Source organism: Pseudophaeobacter sp. 1A16562, assembly GCF_041008785.1.
Taxonomy (GTDB): domain Bacteria; phylum Pseudomonadota; class Alphaproteobacteria; order Rhodobacterales; family Rhodobacteraceae; genus Phycobacter; species Phycobacter gallaeciensis_A.
Genome location: NZ_JAXGFT010000007.1, coordinates 174,506 through 188,845 on the forward strand (window position 1 = coordinate 174,506; position 14,340 = coordinate 188,845).

Annotated in this window: 16 protein-coding genes; 6 read left to right on the forward strand and 10 right to left on the reverse strand. The window is 62.1% G+C overall.

Features of this window, described 5'->3' with window-relative positions:
* Window positions 1-11 precede the first annotated feature (11 nt).
* The 5 genes from SM764_RS11950 to SM764_RS11970 form a co-directional block, all read right to left on the reverse strand.
* Complete coding sequence (locus SM764_RS11950; protein ID WP_369001874.1) at window positions 12-866, reverse strand: FAD binding domain-containing protein; 855 nt, start codon at window positions 864-866, stop codon at window positions 12-14.
* A gap of 393 nt (window positions 867-1,259) precedes the next feature.
* Window positions 1,260-2,411, reverse strand: a complete 1,152-nt coding sequence (locus SM764_RS11955; RefSeq protein WP_369001875.1) for an MHYT domain-containing protein — start codon at window positions 2,409-2,411, stop codon at window positions 1,260-1,262.
* Window positions 2,412-2,520: 109 nt separating this feature from the next.
* Window positions 2,521-3,444, reverse strand: coding sequence for a twin-arginine translocase subunit TatC (tatC, locus tag SM764_RS11960; protein WP_274831849.1), 924 nt, complete (start codon window positions 3,442-3,444; stop codon window positions 2,521-2,523).
* Window positions 3,441-3,914, reverse strand: a complete 474-nt coding sequence (tatB, locus tag SM764_RS11965) for a Sec-independent protein translocase protein TatB (RefSeq protein ID WP_274831848.1) — start codon at window positions 3,912-3,914, stop codon at window positions 3,441-3,443. The genes tatC and tatB overlap by 4 nt, the downstream gene beginning before the upstream one ends.
* A 6-nt stretch (window positions 3,915-3,920) precedes the next feature.
* Window positions 3,921-4,136 (reverse strand): twin-arginine translocase TatA/TatE family subunit, encoded by a 216-nt coding sequence (locus SM764_RS11970; RefSeq protein WP_274828764.1) that lies wholly within the window; start codon window positions 4,134-4,136, stop codon window positions 3,921-3,923.
* 221 nt (window positions 4,137-4,357) lie between these two features.
* Between SM764_RS11970 and SM764_RS11975 the strand changes: the two genes are divergently transcribed.
* Together SM764_RS11975 and SM764_RS11980 are read left to right on the forward strand one after the other, a co-directional pair.
* Window positions 4,358-4,678 carry a hypothetical protein gene (locus tag SM764_RS11975; RefSeq protein ID WP_065273148.1) on the forward strand — a complete coding sequence of 107 codons (321 nt, stop codon included), beginning with the start codon at window positions 4,358-4,360 and terminating at the stop codon, window positions 4,676-4,678.
* Window positions 4,679-4,711: 33 nt separating this feature from the next.
* Window positions 4,712-5,398 carry a helix-turn-helix transcriptional regulator gene (locus SM764_RS11980; protein WP_369001876.1) on the forward strand — a complete coding sequence of 229 codons (687 nt, stop codon included), beginning with the start codon at window positions 4,712-4,714 and terminating at the stop codon, window positions 5,396-5,398.
* On the opposite strand, the gene SM764_RS11985 is transcribed toward SM764_RS11980, so the two are convergent.
* Complete coding sequence (locus SM764_RS11985; protein WP_369001877.1) at window positions 5,399-6,010, reverse strand: hypothetical protein; 612 nt, start codon at window positions 6,008-6,010, stop codon at window positions 5,399-5,401.
* Between the two features lie 195 nt (window positions 6,011-6,205).
* On the opposite strand from SM764_RS11985, the gene SM764_RS11990 reads away from it, so the two are divergent.
* The gene (locus tag SM764_RS11990; protein WP_274831844.1) at window positions 6,206-6,598 is read left to right on the forward strand and encodes a GFA family protein; all 393 of its coding nucleotides are present in this window, start codon (window positions 6,206-6,208) and stop codon (window positions 6,596-6,598) included.
* A gap of 21 nt (window positions 6,599-6,619) precedes the next feature.
* On the opposite strand, the gene SM764_RS11995 is transcribed toward SM764_RS11990, so the two are convergent.
* From SM764_RS11995 to SM764_RS12010, 4 genes are all read right to left on the reverse strand, one after another.
* Complete coding sequence (locus SM764_RS11995) at window positions 6,620-7,729, reverse strand: ABC transporter ATP-binding protein (RefSeq protein WP_369001878.1); 1,110 nt, start codon at window positions 7,727-7,729, stop codon at window positions 6,620-6,622.
* A gap of 63 nt (window positions 7,730-7,792) precedes the next feature.
* Window positions 7,793-9,166, reverse strand: coding sequence for a sodium:proline symporter (locus SM764_RS12000; protein ID WP_369001879.1), 1,374 nt, complete (start codon window positions 9,164-9,166; stop codon window positions 7,793-7,795).
* A gap of 170 nt (window positions 9,167-9,336) precedes the next feature.
* Window positions 9,337-10,464: a DNA alkylation repair protein gene (locus tag SM764_RS12005; protein WP_369001880.1), complete on the reverse strand. Its 1,128-nt coding sequence runs from the start codon at window positions 10,462-10,464 to the stop codon at window positions 9,337-9,339.
* A 4-nt stretch (window positions 10,465-10,468) separates the two neighbouring features.
* Window positions 10,469-11,248, reverse strand: coding sequence for an SDR family oxidoreductase (locus SM764_RS12010; protein WP_065273141.1), 780 nt, complete (start codon window positions 11,246-11,248; stop codon window positions 10,469-10,471).
* A 215-nt stretch (window positions 11,249-11,463) separates the two neighbouring features.
* Between SM764_RS12010 and SM764_RS12015 the strand changes: the two genes are divergently transcribed.
* The 3 genes from SM764_RS12015 (at window position 11,464) to SM764_RS12025 (ending at window position 13,875) form a co-directional block, all read left to right on the forward strand.
* Complete coding sequence (locus tag SM764_RS12015) at window positions 11,464-12,477, forward strand: Hint domain-containing protein (RefSeq protein ID WP_369001881.1); 1,014 nt, start codon at window positions 11,464-11,466, stop codon at window positions 12,475-12,477.
* Between the two features lie 206 nt (window positions 12,478-12,683).
* Window positions 12,684-12,950 (forward strand): hypothetical protein, encoded by a 267-nt coding sequence (locus SM764_RS12020; protein WP_368947480.1) that lies wholly within the window; start codon window positions 12,684-12,686, stop codon window positions 12,948-12,950.
* Between the two features lie 58 nt (window positions 12,951-13,008).
* Window positions 13,009-13,875 carry a hypothetical protein gene (locus tag SM764_RS12025; RefSeq protein ID WP_369001882.1) on the forward strand — a complete coding sequence of 289 codons (867 nt, stop codon included), beginning with the start codon at window positions 13,009-13,011 and terminating at the stop codon, window positions 13,873-13,875.
* The last annotated feature ends 465 nt before the right edge of the window (window positions 13,876-14,340 follow it).

Below are 14,340 nucleotides of genomic sequence, written 5' to 3' on the forward strand. Positions count from 1 at the left end.
GGTGTCCTCCCTCAGGCCCGCGACCAGGCGCGTTCGATGGCCCGGCGCAGGATGACGCCAGCCACGTGTTTCTTGAACTCGACCGGTCCGCGGTTGTCCTCGGTCGGGTCGATGTCGCCCAGCATGGCCGTGACTGCATCTGCCATGGCATCGGCGCCGCAATCGGTGCCAATCAGGGCCGCCGCCGCATCCGCCGAAAAAACCGGCGTGTCGCTGAGGTTGGTCATTGCAATCGAAGCGGAAGCGACCTTGCCGTCCGCCTTTTCCAGGATCACGGCCGCAGCCGCCGTGGCGTAATCGCCAATCTTGCGCTTTTGCTTTTCATAGGCCTGCCCGCCCTTTGGCACGGCAAAGAAAATCTCGGTCAGGATCTCGTCATCCTCGCGGTCGGTCATATAGGCGGCCTCGTAAAAGTCGCGCGCCTGAACCGCGCGGGTGCCATCCGGCCCGTGCAGGGTGAAGGTTGCATCCAGGCACTGCATCAGCCCCGGCATGTCGTTGCCGGGATCGCCATTGGCCACGTTGCCGCCGATGGTACCCATGTAGCGCACCTGCGGATCGGCGATCAGCAGCGCGGCTTCGCGCATGATCGGAGCAGCGGCTGCCAGCGCGTCATTCGTGATCAGCTCGTGCTGGGTGGTCATCGCGCCTATGGTGACGGTGCCACCCTCGACCGAGATGCCCTTCAGCTCGGCAATAGACTGCAGGTCGATCAGATGCGGCACATCCGCCATGCGCAGCTTCATCATCGGAATGAGGCTGTGGCCGCCCGCCATGACACGGGCGTCATCGCCGTGTTCTTCCAGTACCGCCAGGGCCGCGTCGATACTGCCCGGCCGGTGGTATTCAAACTCTGAGGGTATCATCCGTTTCCTCCCTGAATTCCGGATTGCGGATAGTAAAGGCGCCGCTGCCGCCCTGGGGCGAGGCTGCGGGAACGACCGCCGAGGTTGCGTTCACGAAATGCGAATGGGCTGCACGAGTTGCGAAAGCCCCGTCAGACATGGAATTTCGCCGCCAGGCACAACCAGAACATGCAGCACGAGTCGCGGCGGCAAATCGCAGATGTCCGGCGCAATAAGCAGAGCCCCGTCACGGCCCATTCGGGAGTGTCAGATAGGGAGGTGTTGGGCTGCGCTGTGACGCCCAATGGTTCCGGGCCCAAAAGTCAGCCAATGAAAAGCCGCCAGACCCGTCCGGGGGTTGGAGGGGGGCTGGAGGATGCAGGCAGAACCGCAGGCGCCCTGCCCTGCCCTCCGCTACATGCCCAGCTTTGCCCGCACCTCGCTCAGGCGGGAGCGGCTGACAGGCACCTTGGGCAGCGCAGGGGTTTCATCGAAGTAACACACGCCGTTGTCCTTCTTGCGCTCGAAACTGGTGACATGCGCCAGATTCACCAGATAGCTGCGGTGGGTGCGGATGAAACTGCCGGTGGCGGTGCGGGTTTCGGCCTCTGAGATTGACCAGGGACAGAATAGCTTCGCCTCGCCGCTGTAGAGCACGGTGTAGTGACCTTCGGCGCGGATGGCCGACACGCTGTCCGGGCTGATGAAATGGGTGCGCGCATCGGATTCGTAAGGTATACGCGCCTCCTGCGGGATCTCGGCGACCTCCGCTTCTGGCCCGGTCGCCGCCGGATCGATTTCCTCAGCCACAGGCGGCTGCACGTCAGCCTGCCCGGTCTGTGCCGTTCCCTCCCCGCTCAGCCGGGTGGCAAAGGTGGCGCCACTGAGCAGGAAACTGCCCGAGAGCACAAAGGCCGACAGAGTGACCCCAAAAGCCAGCACGCCCCGGCTCATCGGTGGCACAAAGGTGGTGTATTCGGCAGATTGGGTGAAACCCGTGCCCGCCATGGCGATGAAATGCACGGCAAAAACGGCGATGCCAAAGCCAAAGGTGCCCAGCACGATATTGCGGGCGCTGCGGTGGCCATAGGAGACCTGAAACGACGCCATACTGAGCGCGATGGAGGCGGCAAAAGCCATGGCGATCTGCGCCGGGGTATAGCTTGGCACGCACAGTTCCATCCCCGACATGCCGATGTAATGCATCGCCGCGATGCCGCTGCCCATGATGACCCCGGCCAGCATGATCTTGCCTCGTGTCCGGGTGCCGAAATGCACGATCAGCAGCGCCAGCCCCATGAACAGGATCGCCGTCAGGGCCGAAATCAGCGTCACTAGCGGATCGAAGTAATAGGCCACCGGAAGCTCCAGCCCCAGCATGGCCACGAAATGCATCGACCAGATGCCGCTGCCCAGGATCACCGACGCCGCCGAGACCACGATCTTGCGCACCGGCACCGACATCTGCGAGGCGCCCTGCGTCAGTGACAGGCCGGAAAACCCCGCGATCAAAGCAATGGCCAAAGATGCCAGAACAAACTGGCTGTTATGACTGTAGTCGAGCAAAAGGGCCTCCCTTCCCCATGCAGCACTGCGTCAGCATATCCGCAAAATTTCACCCGCGCATAGAAAAAGACGCGCCCCGGAGGGCGCGCCTTGATGTTCTGTCAGTTGATCACTTGTCGTCGTCTTCGTCGAATTCGGCCATCAGAGGATCCTCTTCATCCTCATCATCGTAATAGCCCTCTTCGCGAAGCTTTTCTTCGCGTTTCTTCTCGACCCGGCTGACCAGGAAGATCGAAATCTCGTAAAGCCCATAGACAACCGTGAACAGGATCAGCTGGGTGATCACATCCGGCGGCGTCACCAGCGCAGCCAGCACCAGAATGGCCACGACTGCGTATTTGCGCACCGATCCCAGACCTTCGGCGCTGACCAGACCGGCCTTGCCCATCAGCGTCAGCAGAACCGGCAGCTGGAAACACAGGCCAAAGGCCATGATGAACTTCAGCGTGATGTCCAGCGACTCGTTCACCTTACCAAAGAAGGTGATGCGCACGCCGTCAGCCGTTTCCGGCACCACCGCAGCATCCGTCGGCAGCTCGTCAACCGCACCTGAGAGCAAGTTGGCAAAGATCGACGACACATCCGCAAAGCCAAGGAAAAAGGCCATCGCCAGCGGGGTGACGACGAAATGCGCAAATGATGCGCCCAGAAGGAACATCACCGGCGCCGCGATCAGGAACGGCAAAAAGGCGTTCTTCTCGGTCTTGTAAAGGCCGGGTGCCACGAACCGCCACAATTGGAAGCCGATCACCGGAAAGGACAAGGCAAAGCCGAAGACCATCGAGATCCGGAACAGCGTGAACAGGTATTCCTGCGGGCTGGTATATTGCAGCGTCGGCGACGGGTCGCCCAGCTCGCGCAGGGTGGCCTCGATCGGCCCCAGCAGGAACTGCAGGATCGGTTCGGCCACGGTAAAGGCCAGCACGATCCCGACGATAAAGGCCCCCACCGCCCGGATCAGGCGGGTGCGCAGCTCTGCCAGATGCTCGATCAGCGGCGCCGTGGAGTCCTCGATATCATCCGTTTGACTCATGATTTGGTCTCTTTGTCTTGATCCGGCTCCCCGGCACCTGCCTTGGCCGCTTCCGCTGCCGCTGCGGCCTCTTCGGCCTCACGAGCCTGGCGGTCAGATGCGGCGCGGGCGGTGGCCTCCTGGATCTTCTTGGCATCGGCGGCGCGTTCGGCGGCCAGCTTTCCGGTTTCGCTGTCCGGATCGAATTTGGTCGGGTCAATCGATTTGGCCATATCCTGCGCCGCCTCTTTGACACCGTCCATGGCCGTGCCAACTGGATTGGTCGCTGCCTTCAGCCCCTGCGCCATATCCTTGACGCCCGCCTCATCGGCGGCGTCATTCATCGCGCGGCTGAATTCACGGGCCATGCCCTTGGCCTTGCCCACGAAGCGGCCGACGTTGCGGAACAGCACGGGCAGATCCTTGGGACCGACCACGATCAGCGCAACGATCCCGACCACCATGAGTTCGGTCCACCCAAGATCGAACATGGCGGATTACGCCTTGTCTTTTTCGGTCTCGGGGGTGATGTCCTTGGCGTCGGCAGCGGCGTCCTGCTCCAGTTCCTCGGTGCTGTCTTTCACGCCTTTCTTGAAGGCGGTGATGCCCTTGCCCACTTCGCCCATCAGCGAGGAAATCTTGCCGCGGCCAAACAGGACCAGAACCACGACGGCGATCAGCAGAATGCCCGGAAGGCCGATATTGTTAAGCATGTGAGTGTCTCCTTCTTATCCGGTGCCCATCCGCACCGGTTTTGTCTGTCATCCCCATTTTTACGGACGCGCCGCGCTGCCGCATAGATCTGGCAGGCTGTCGGGGGGCTCAGGCAGGGTAAAAATTACTGAAATCCACATCCGCCCAAACACAACTGACAGGTTTATGTCAGTTGCCCCCTGCTAGGTCCAGCCTGTCACATCAATAAGGAGACACCGATATGACAGACACCCAGACCACTCCGGTTGCCGAAATCGTTACCTTCACCCTGGCGAACGGAATCACCCCGGCGGCCTTTGTCGAGATCAGCCGGCAAAGCGAAGCCTTCGTGCGGGCGCAGCCGGGGTTCATGTTCCGCCGTCTCAGCTGCGGCGCCGACGGCCGCTGGAGCGATCACGTGGTCTGGCGCGATCACGCGGCGGCCATGGCGGCGGCAGAGGCCTTTCCCAAGCAGCCCTTTGCCGCGGCGCTGATGGAGGCGATTGAGCCCGGCAGCATCGACATGCGCCACGAAGACATCCTGTGGCAGATGGCGGCTTGACCTAACGGTGCGGCGCGGGCCAAGGCTAGGATCATGCGCCGCACCGACCGCCTTTTTGAAATCATCCAGATCCTGCGCGATGGAAAGTTGCACCGCGCGCAGGACATCGCGGCGCGGTTGGAGGTCTCTACCCGCACCATATACCGCGACATGGACACGTTAGTCGCCTCAGGCGTGCCGGTCGAAGGGGAGCGCGGCGTCGGCTATATGGTGCGCGAAGCAATCACCCTGCCGCCCCTCACACTAACCCCGGAAGAGCTGGAGGCGCTGAACCTCGGCATGGCCATCGTCGCCGAGGCCGCCGATCCGGACCTCAAATCCGCCGCGCAGTCCCTGGCGGCCAAGGTGGACGCGGTGCTGCCTGCCGAGACCATCGCCGAGGCGGATGCCTGGAAATTCGCCGTCTACCCCTTTGCCGATGCGGCGCGGGGCTTTGCCCAGATGCCCACCCTGCGGGCAGCGATCAAGGCGCGCCAGAAGCTGCAGATCACCTATCGCCGCATCGATGGCGAAATGACCCGGCGCAAAATCCGCCCGCTGCACATGGAATACTGGGGCCGTGTCTGGACCCTCACCGCCTGGTGCGAAGCGCGCGAGGATTTCCGTGTCTTCCGCGTTGATCTGATCGAAGAGGCCACCGCCCTGCCCCAGTTGTTCGTCGATGAGCCGGGCAAGCGGCTGTCGGATTACGATCCCTACCGCGACAAACAGGAGAGCTGATCACTCCTCCTCTTCCTGCTTTTTGCGGCGGCGCCGGACAAGCACATAGATACCGCTGCCCAGCGCCCCGCCGATGGCCGCAGCCAACGCAACATGCAACATCAGCGCGCCAAGGGTCAGGGGAAACAGGGCGAGCGTCATGATCACCGCCTCGGCAAAGCCGCCCGGTCCCTGATAGGAGGCAAGGGAGAACAGCGAATAGCAAACCCAGACGACCGACAGCAGACCAGCGCCCGAAAGCGCAACCCATAGCCTTCCCGCATCCTTTGGCTCGGCAACCGAAACAGCGGGCACCAGAACCGCGAGGACATACTCTCGCCACTTGCTTTGGCGCCCGCAGATTGCCGCCTTGCAGGCCGAAATCTCCGCAAGGGCGAGCACGATCAGCGGCACGGCGTGAAACAACGCGACGGGTATGAACAGGGACACGCCCCGCGACCAGGACACCATGGACACCCCGGCGTTCTGCAGCGTGATCCAGACCAGCCCCCCTGTTGCATAGATCGCCCCAAGGCCTCCCAGCCAAGTGAGATGGGCAATCAGGCGCACCCCACGCAAATTTCTGGCGGCCCAAGGCGGGATCTCTGGTTCGGTCTCTGGCTCTTCCGGCATGTTCTGTGCCTCCCGTGCCCGAGTATAAGACAACGGCAGAAACATCGGTTCAAGACGTCACCCCTTGGGGCGGCTCGGCCTGCCGGTGCACGCGCTTCACGGGAAAGTCACCTCTGCCCCGCCCGCCCGTATATTGCAGCCTTGCATCTGTTCCCCTAGCGTTTGCCCAGTTCATCACGCGGGAAGGCGTATCACATGGTCCAGGGAAGCTGCTGTTGCGGCGCGGTACAATTTCAACTGACTGTGCAACCGCCGATGATGGGCACCTGCCATTGCTCCCGCTGCCGCAAGGTCGGCACCAGCGCCATCGTGCTTGTGCGGCCCGGAGACGTGCAATGGATCAAGGGCAAGGATCAGGTCACCACCTACACGCCTGAGCCGCCCTTCAAATTCATCCGCTGTTTCTGCAAGATCTGCGGCACCTCGCTGGGGGAAATCCTGGCCGAGGACGAGCGTATCGCAATCGCGGCAAGCGCGCTGGATGGCGATATCGGCGTCAGAAACCAGTTTCACGAGTTCGTCGCTGACAAGGCCGATTGGTACGAGATTTGCGACGATGCCCCGCAATACGACGGTGCACCGACATAACGCCAACGACGGAGTGGTTCCCTATCCCTTTGGGAAGACGAAACACCGGTTGCGCGGCACGGTGAGCCAGAGGACGCGGCCCACTTCGGGCAGGAACACGTTAGGTACCGTCACCTTCAGGAGCGATCCGTCAAAATCCATGCGGAACTCGACCAGGCTTTCATGGCCAAGAAAGCGCGCCCGCTCGACCACACCGCGCGCCGGGACGCCGTCGCTGGGGGTCGGCAAGGGACCTTTGCCCGCGCGGTCGAAATCAATGCGCACATGCTGCGGGCGAAAGACGATCTCCACATCGGTGCCGTCTGGCACGCCCGGGGCCAGGAACTGGCCGAATGGCGTCTGCGCCAGCGCGCCGTTCACCTGTGCATCCAGAACGTTGACGTCGCTGAAAAAAGCCACCGCCGCCTTATCGACCGGGCGGGTATAGACGTTATAGGGCGCGCCCTGCTGTACGATCCGCCCGCCCCGCATCAGGGCGATCTCATCGGCCATGCGCATGGCTTCTTCGGGCTCGTGCGTCACCAGAAGGACTGCCGTGTCCTCTTCGCGCAAGAGCGTCAGCGTCTCGTCGCGGATGCCATCGCGCAGACGGTTATCAAGACCGGAGAAGGGTTCATCCATCAGCATGATACGCGGACGCGGCGCCAGGGCGCGGGCCAGCGCCACGCGCTGTTGTTCGCCGCCCGACAGCTGGTGCGGGTAATCGTCGATGTATTTCGACAGCGACACCTTGGCGAGCAGCTCCTCGACCCGGGCGCGTTTCTGATCTTTCGGCCCTTTCAGACCAAAGGCGACGTTATCCGCGACGCTCAGGTGCGGGAACAGGGCAAAGTCCTGAAACATCAGGCCAATCTCGCGCCGCTCGGGCGGGACACGGAACACCGTGTCGCAGATCAGCTTGCCATCGACATAGATTTCGCCCTCGTCCTGCATCTCCACCCCGGCGATCATGCGCAGAGTGGTGGATTTACCGCAGCCCGAGGGACCCAGCAGGCAGGTCACCTGCCCCGCCTGAATTTGCAGGGACACATCGTCGACCACCGGGCGCCCGTCGAAGAACCGCTTGATATTGCGGATTTCCAGCCGTGGCGGGGCCATGGTGCTGAGCAGTTCGGCAGGGGCAGTGTTCATGCGGCCTCGGGGCTGTCTCCGACGCTTTTCATCGGGTTTGGCGCAGATGTAGCAGCCCCCCTGTCAGGCTTCAACCCTGCGGCTGCCGCGTGCCACTGCGGCAAAGCCGACCACCAGCACGATCACGCAGATCTGCAAAAGCTGCTCGTATTTGTGCCCATCATAAAGCAGCGCCGAGACGCCAGGTGCATCGCGGAACATATAGGCCGCCGCGCCAAGTATGGCAGAGCCAAAGCTGACCAGATAGGCCCAGGTCGCCACCTGACGTTTACCGAGAAGTCCCGCTACCAGCACCGGGGTCAGGAACATCGAGGCGGTACCGGATACAGCCACCGCGTCAAACAGCGTCTTGTTGCCCCAAAGCGTCAGCGCGCCACCAGCAGCGGCAAAGACCACCATGGCGATACGGCCGCCCATCAGGCTGCGCGGCGCAAGGCGCAGTTCTTCGACCACCAGACGCGCGGCCGAGCTGAGCGCGGAATCCAGCGTCGAGAGCGCCGAAACCAGCAGCGACACGATCAGCATGACGAAAACCCAGCCCGGCAGCATAGTCGCCCATGTCCCCAACAGCTGCCCTTCGTATTCCGCGCCCTCAAGGGAGGCCTGAATGCCGAAAAAGCCAAAGGCGATGATGCAGAGCGCCGAAATCCAGAAGGCATGCAAAAAGCTTTTGCGGGTGGTGGCGGGATCGGCAAGAAAGCCGCGGTCCATCATCACCGGATCATGCACCGGGTAAGAGAAGACCTGCAGCGCAGCAACCACCAGCAGCACCCAGCCGTTGTGGGCGCCCGCCGCCCCCGGTGCGGTCATCACCGCAGAAATCTCAAAGCCCGGGCGCAGGATCAGCGCCACAAAGGCGGCGCCAAAGACCACGAGGAAAAGCGACATCTGGATCACATCGGTGCGCAGCGCCGCCGACAGCCCGCCCCATGCGGAATAGGCCAGCGCCAGCACACCGACCACCAGGATGGCGGTTGTCTCGGCCCCTGCCACATCCGGCAGGGCGGCGGCAAAGATCAGCCCGACCACCAGCAGGTTGGCAAAAACTTCGGACAACAGGCGCAGTGCGATCACCAGATTATAGGCGGTGGTGCCCGTGGCGCCGAAACGCTCCGCCAGCCAGGATTGCACCGATGTCGCACCCTGCGCGCGCATCCGGCCAACGATATAGCCGCCGGTCAGAAAGGATCCGTAGTAGGCCGCATAGGCCAGCGTGCCCGCGATGCCGTAGTAAAAGCCCAGGATCGCCGCGTTCATCAGCGAGCGCGCGAAGATCCATGTGGTCACCTGCGACAGCACCAGCGTCCACAGGGTCGGCGCCTCGCCCCTGTCGGATTGACCGCCGAAGAACCCGCCCACCGTCGCCCTGCGCGGCGCGTAATAGAGGCTGAGCAATATGATAGCGGCAAAGATGGTGGTTATGGCGATGGCCTGCATGATCGTTATCCCCGTTTTGATGGGCTTGGCGTAGCAGGCAGGCCTTCACCGCACCATATTGCCCACAGGAATGTGAAGCGGTGTCAGGGACAAACTGGGTGACCTGCGTGCAAAACAGGCACCCTCGGCGGCCGTTACGCCGGATATTCAAGCGTCCCAGCTGTTGCCGATTACTTCCCCGCTGGCAGCAGGTCGAACGCAGCCTCCGCCCGCACAGTGCCATTGACCAGCAGCTCCAGCCGATGCGGCCCGGGCACCAGTTTGAACGTGGTGGCATCCCCTTTCAGCTTATGCGCCTTGCTGAGCTTCAGAGTACCACGCACGAGCTTTGCCTGTTTCAGCTTGAACACCTTGGCCGAAGCTTTGCCGCCGGGGCGCTGAAAATGCAGCCGGTAATCAACCAGCACCGGCTGCTCGGCTGGCCCCGCCAGATCGACAGAGAAGGACAGCGCATCGCCGATGGGCACCTCTGCGCTTTGCAGCGTGATCCTGGCCTCCACCGGCGCCTCCGGATCATATCCCAGAAGGCCCAGTGCGCCCGGGTGCCCCGCCTTCACCAGTCCACGGCAGGCATGGCGGGTGATCCAGTCCATTTCCTTGCCCGTCTGTTGTCCTGCCTCGCCCCAGCGACGCAGGGTCTCGACCACCAGATCCGGCTCTTTCTTGGCGATGTCGTTCAGGTGATTGGCGACCGAGCGGGTGACAAAGCGCGTACCATCCCCGTGCAGCTGGTCCAGCAGCGGCAGCGGTGCCCGCAGGTCCAGACCGATCCCAAGGCCCCAGGGCAGACGCGGGCGCGTGCCCTCGCTGACCAGCCGCCGCACGTGGTAATGGTCGTGCCCGGCCCACTCCTGCATCCGTTCCAACGTCAAATCCGGCCAGCGGTTCAGGAAGGGTCGAATGGCGAATTCCATGGAGAACCGCTGTGTCAGCGCCTCCAGCAGATCCAGTGACAGATCCGGGTGCGCCTCAAGCCCCTTGGCCACCACGAATTCACCCAAGGGGGCAAAGATGAAATCGCCGAAATCGTCGTCGCTTTTGCCCGGGTCCAGCGGCGGCGGCAGGGCCGCGCGCAGCAGTGGCGCCACCTCGGGCAAGGGCGCGGCGTAATGCTGCCCCAGAACCTCGGCGATCCAGTCAATCCGCTGTTTCAGCTCCAACTCCGGCAGGCGGGCGTTCACCTGCGCCTCGAACCCCGGCGCGTCGAACCCGGGGTCACAAGCCGCAAAAAGACCCGCCAGATAGCGGGTCTTTTCCGGATTAAACAGCTGGTCCTTCAAGGAAAAACCACTGGCCATCGCGTTACAGCGTCATATTGGTGGCGCCGCCATCCAGCAGGATGTTCTGCCCCACGATAAAGCCCGCATGCTGCGAGCAGAGGAAGGCACAGGCCGCGCCAAATTCCTGCCGGGTACCATAGCGGCCCGCCGGGATGGTTGCTTCGCGCTGAGTGCGGGCCTCTTCGATGGAAATGCCCTTTTGCCCGGCCACACCGGTGTCCAGCGACACGGCACGGTCGGTTGCGTGAATGCCCGGCAGCAGATTGTTGATGGTGACACCGCTGCCTGCGACCTGCCGCGAAGTGCCCGCGACATAGCCGGTGAGACCGGCACGCGCCGAATTCGACAGGCCCAGCACTGCAATCGGCGCCTTCACCGATTGCGAGGTGATATTGACCACCCGGCCCCAGCCGCGCTCCATCATGCCGGGCAGCAGCGCCTTCATCAGCGCAATCGGCGCCAGCATATTGGCATCCAGCGCCTTGATGAAATCGTCGCGCTCCCAGTCCGACCACATGCCGGGGGGCGGGCCGCCCGCGTTGGTGACCAGAATGTCGGCCGCGCCTGCGGCGTCCAGCACCTTTTGCTGGCCTTCGGCGGTCGTCACGTCTGCCACCACGGTCTCGACCTCGACGCCATAGGTGTCACGGATGGTCTGCGCCGCCGCCAGCAGCGCCTCTTCTCCGCGCGCGTTCATCACTAGATTGACCCCGGCTTCGGCCAGCGCCTCGGCACAGCCAAGCCCCAGACCCTTGCTGCTGGCACAGACCAATGCGCGCTTGCCTGCAATTCCCAGTTCCATGTTCGTCCTCCATCTGGATTCTTCGTTTCCGGCGCAGACTGTGCACTCTGCGCCCGCCGTTGACCAGCCTTCCCGCCCCCGCCATGATCACCTATGTCGTGATCACGGGTCAGAAATTCTGTCCGTTGTCGTCTGTTTCGTGCCATATTTCCCGGATAGGTTAAACCAACCGCTGGCGCCCGCGCCGCCCCTTCTTTGCATAGACGAGCCATACCGTGACAGCCGACCGCACCGCGATCCGATCCATCCCGGCCCATGCCGCCGCCGCCTTTTTGGTGGAGACCGGCGCCAATATGGGCGATCCGCTGGGGGTGCTGGAGGATCTGGTGCTGGACGATGTCTATATGCTCGCCCCGGGCGCAGCAGCCCCGCAACGCCTGTCGGTGGCCAGCGGCAGCGACGGCAGTTTCACCATCGCCGAAGACAGCGAGCTGGGCCAGCCCGGCGCCGCACTGCATCTTGACTGCGCGCTCACCCTGATGGCCGAGGCCGGTCCCAATGTGGATGCGCTGGTGATGGTGGAGGTCGATGCCGAAGGGCTGATCGCCGCGGTCTACCTGGTGCCGATGGCGCCGCTGATGCCGCAGACCGGATATACGCTTCTGAAGGCCGAGCGCGCGCCGGCCCGGGCGCGACTGGCGCAGATGGCCTCGATCGCCTTTACCCGGGGCACTCATATCACCCTCGCCACCGGCGCCCAGAAACCGATCGAGGATCTGCGCCCCGGGGACCGCATCCTGACCCGCGATGATGGTGTGCAGGAATTGCGCTGGATCGGTCAGACCACTAGCCGCGCCACCGGCGCCATGGCCCCGATCCTGATCCGCAAGGGTACGCTCAACAACGCCCGCGACCTGCTGGTCAGCCCCGATCACCGGCTGATGGTCTACCAACGCCACGATGCGCTGGGGGCGGGAACGCCGGAACTACTGGTCGCCGCCCGCCATCTGGTGAACGGAGACAGCGTAGTGGTGCAGGACGGCGGGTTCGTGGATTATTTCCAGCTGCTGTTCGACCGCCATCACATCGTCTATGCCGAGGGCATCGCCGCCGAAAGCCTGTTCCTGGACCCGGTGACCGAACCCGCCCTTCCCCCAGGCCTGCTGCAGCGGATCGCAGACGGGTCCATCCCGCCCCAGCGCCGCGACAGCCACGGGCTGGACGTGCCAAGCCCGCTCTTGGACCGCCCGGATCTGGTGGAGCTGTTGAAGAGGGCGTCGCTGCGGTAGCCGTCCGCCCTGGTCAGCCGTGCTCAGCTAGCGACAGTTGCAAACTTCGACGACCCGGCCCAAACCTGTCATTGATCGCCCCCCTCTGGTGCTGCACTGCGGTCCGTCGAAGAAGACATCTGTTGAAACTGCTGTATAGGCGGTGCTCAGATGGCGGACGCTGATGTTAGACACTTCGTTTCTCCAAAAACCATGGCACCAACGTCGTGACGGACTTCGCCGATGGAGAAGGCTTCATTCGGCTGTTTGGAACCACCGCAATCGACATAAACGATCTTGCGATCACGCAAACTTTGGAGGGTGTTGAGTTCACGGTTGATGGCACCAGCATCTTGCTTGCAGGCGCTGATCTAGCCACTCTGTCCAACGCAGGTTTTGAGTTTGTGCAGAACCATTGCATCGTCGTTTTAAACGGCATTACATTCTCTAAAATTGCAATAATATTCCACCTATACGTGTTTAAATCTGGATGATTTTTTAAACCTCCCGATGCCAGAATGGTTCAATGCTTTGAGACATTTAGAGGTCACCATGCTTATCAATCAATCCCTGAACGCGAATACGCTCTCCCTTTTTGATACCGCAGGGACACGCCAAAACAGTATTGAGGCATCAAAAAACTCACTGGCCGCGCCATCAGGCTCCGATCAGGCCCTGAAAATCGCCATCAGCAGGATTGCACGTGCTGCAATTGCAGGCGAGTCCGGCGCATCGGCAGACGCAAAAACCGGAATTCCGAAGGAAGGCGGTACCTACGGGATGCAGTATACAGATCCTGCACAGCGCGCCAAAATGTTCGCCGATGCCTATGCAAGACAGGCAGAGTCCGATGCGTTCCAGGCGGAGAACGGATACAAGAACCGTCTGTCTTTGGGGCTCTACACGGCCCATTCCATGGCGAAGGCTCAGCAACCGGGCATGAGGGCTTATGAGACTCGTGAGGACGCAATTTTGGCTGCTGCGACACGGCTGGGTGATATGATTACCGCTGCCAATCAGGCGAACTTCCCTAGAAACAAGTTTGAAGTTCAGCTTGAAGATGCGTCATCAGGGCACTCAGTGGTGTATGCTTCGGCCAACACGCCCCTGGAGATGATCGAAGGCATTGTTGATGGGATGTCTTCGGAAGACATTAGAAAAAATAATGAAAAACAGGCTCACGACCTGAAAGCCACCGGCATGTGGTACGATGTGATTGCGTCGGAATTGACCCGCGACTTTGGTATCACAGTAGAAACCTCGACAAGCTTTGATGAGGACGGTCGCGTCACATTGAATGACTTCGAGGTCACGCATTCAAAATACGGCAAGCTCGGCGAAGTGAAAGATGGCGCGTTCTATATCGCGACGGAAGATGGGGGTCTTGTGGACCCCGAAGCCTACTACGGCCACAGCTGACACGTGCTGACCAGCCCTGGACATTCAATCAGCCGGAACCGGAGCCCTGCCGATTGGCGCAGGTGGAGCAATCGACATCCCCGCGGAGCTTTCAGATGGCGCAGCCTGGGTGTCGGTTGCGGCGAACAGGCGCTCGGCGAAGGCCTTGGGCGTATGGGAAATGAACGAAAAGAACATTTCTCTTCGCCCCGTGCATCAGATCAAGGGACACCATTTTTTTCGCGGCGCTGACCTCAGCACCAAATGTGGAATTGCCGCAGTCGATGCTGCATATCTGAACGTCCGGTCTCGCGAAAATCAGAACACGAAACCGGAGCCATAACATAGTGGATGCCGTACCCCATGCGAATGGCGAGTTTGTGCAGCCTGCCGCCCCTCACTCTCCGCGCCTCTCCCTCTCGTGCGCCTGGAAGTGGCCCGATAGCAGTGCCATCCAGTAGATGCGCAGCACCGCGTTGATGCCGC

Excerpts from the sequence above, each read along its gene's own strand:
- SM764_RS11985 (WP_369001877.1), bottom strand. The coding sequence starts at position 6,010 with ATGCCGGAAGAGCCAGAGACCGAACCAGAGATCCCGCCTTGGGCCGCC.
- SM764_RS11990 (WP_274831844.1), top strand. The coding sequence starts at position 6,206 with ATGGTCCAGGGAAGCTGCTGTTGCGGCGCGGTACAATTTCAACTGACT.
- SM764_RS11995 (WP_369001878.1), bottom strand. The coding sequence starts at position 7,729 with ATGAACACTGCCCCTGCCGAACTGCTCAGCACCATGGCCCCGCCACGG.
- SM764_RS12000 (WP_369001879.1), bottom strand. The coding sequence starts at position 9,166 with ATGCAGGCCATCGCCATAACCACCATCTTTGCCGCTATCATATTGCTC.
- tatC (WP_274831849.1), bottom strand. The coding sequence starts at position 3,444 with ATGAGTCAAACGGATGATATCGAGGACTCCACGGCGCCGCTGATCGAG.
- SM764_RS11950 (WP_369001874.1), bottom strand. The coding sequence starts at position 866 with ATGATACCCTCAGAGTTTGAATACCACCGGCCGGGCAGTATCGACGCG.
- SM764_RS12025 (WP_369001882.1), top strand. The coding sequence starts at position 13,009 with ATGCTTATCAATCAATCCCTGAACGCGAATACGCTCTCCCTTTTTGAT.
- SM764_RS11975 (WP_065273148.1), top strand. The coding sequence starts at position 4,358 with ATGACAGACACCCAGACCACTCCGGTTGCCGAAATCGTTACCTTCACC.
- SM764_RS11980 (WP_369001876.1), top strand. The coding sequence starts at position 4,712 with ATGCGCCGCACCGACCGCCTTTTTGAAATCATCCAGATCCTGCGCGAT.
- tatB (WP_274831848.1), bottom strand. The coding sequence starts at position 3,914 with ATGTTCGATCTTGGGTGGACCGAACTCATGGTGGTCGGGATCGTTGCG.
- SM764_RS12005 (WP_369001880.1), bottom strand. The coding sequence starts at position 10,464 with ATGGCCAGTGGTTTTTCCTTGAAGGACCAGCTGTTTAATCCGGAAAAG.
- SM764_RS12010 (WP_065273141.1), bottom strand. The coding sequence starts at position 11,248 with ATGGAACTGGGAATTGCAGGCAAGCGCGCATTGGTCTGTGCCAGCAGC.
- SM764_RS11970 (WP_274828764.1), bottom strand. The coding sequence starts at position 4,136 with ATGCTTAACAATATCGGCCTTCCGGGCATTCTGCTGATCGCCGTCGTG.